Raw genomic sequence first — 905 nt, 5'->3', positions numbered from 1 at the left:
AATTCCATTCGATGGGAGCCACATATGCCGTTTATTTGCAGGCTATCAATCAAAAGACGAAAACTGCAAAGGAGGGCTGGGTAAGTTGCGGTAGTTTTATTTTCCCATATAAAGCATTGCGTCTGGATTCGTTGACAAGCCTTATCATGCCGGAACGCGAGCCGCAGCGTTTTGCTTCTACAGTGAAAGTTTACACGGAAGACGGCAAACAGGTGGAAGATACGATTGCAGTGAACCATCCTCTGAATGTGGCCGGATGGAATATTTATCAATTGAGTTATGATGATACGCAAGGGCGTTGGAGCGATATCAGTGTGTTTGAACTGGTACGTGATCCGTGGTTGCCTGCTGTCTATACGGGTATTATCATGATGGTGCTGGGAGCTATCTGTCTGTTTGTTAACGCACAAAAAAGAAAAGAGGAGGACGCTGAATGACGTGGGATTATTTTGTACCGTTTTCAATTGCCGCCCTGCACTTCTGGGGATTCGGTGCCTTTGCCGCCTGGCGCGGAAGAAAACCGTATGTTGTTGGCGGGCTTACCTTGATAGGACTTGCTATCTTCTTTTGCTTTATTGTGGGAATGTGGATTTCTCTGGAGCGTCCGCCTATGCGGACCATGGGAGAGACTCGCCTGTGGTACTCTTTCTTTCTTCCACTGGCAGGACTCATCACATACAGCCGTTGGAGGTATAAGTGGATACTCAGTTTCAGTTTTATTCTGTCACTGGTATTTATCTGCATCAATATCTTCAAACCGGAAATACATAACAAAACTTTGATGCCGGCTTTGCAAAGCCCGTGGTTTACGCCGCATGTCATCGTATATATGTTTGCCTATGCTATGCTGGGTGCGGCTACCGTGATGGCTGTTTACCTGCTTTGGTTCAAGAAGAAGCCGATTG

The 905-nt window shown here is 46.5% G+C and carries 2 protein-coding genes; both read left to right on the top strand.

Features of this window, described 5'->3' with window-relative positions; genetic code table 11:
* The coding region (locus BACCELL_RS25380) for a cytochrome c biogenesis ResB family protein (protein WP_007215048.1) at window positions 1-437 on the top strand (437 nt) is incomplete at its 5' end.
* The coding region (ccsA, locus tag BACCELL_RS25375; protein ID WP_007215047.1) for a cytochrome c biogenesis protein CcsA at window positions 434-905 on the top strand (472 nt) is incomplete at its 3' end. The genes BACCELL_RS25380 and ccsA, both read left to right, overlap by 4 nt.

Origin of the sequence: Bacteroides cellulosilyticus DSM 14838, from assembly GCF_000158035.1 — a bacterium.
Lineage (GTDB): Bacteria > Bacteroidota > Bacteroidia > Bacteroidales > Bacteroidaceae > Bacteroides > Bacteroides cellulosilyticus.
Note: the sequence above shows the minus strand (reverse complement) of the source record. Positions and strands in the feature narration are given on the sequence as shown.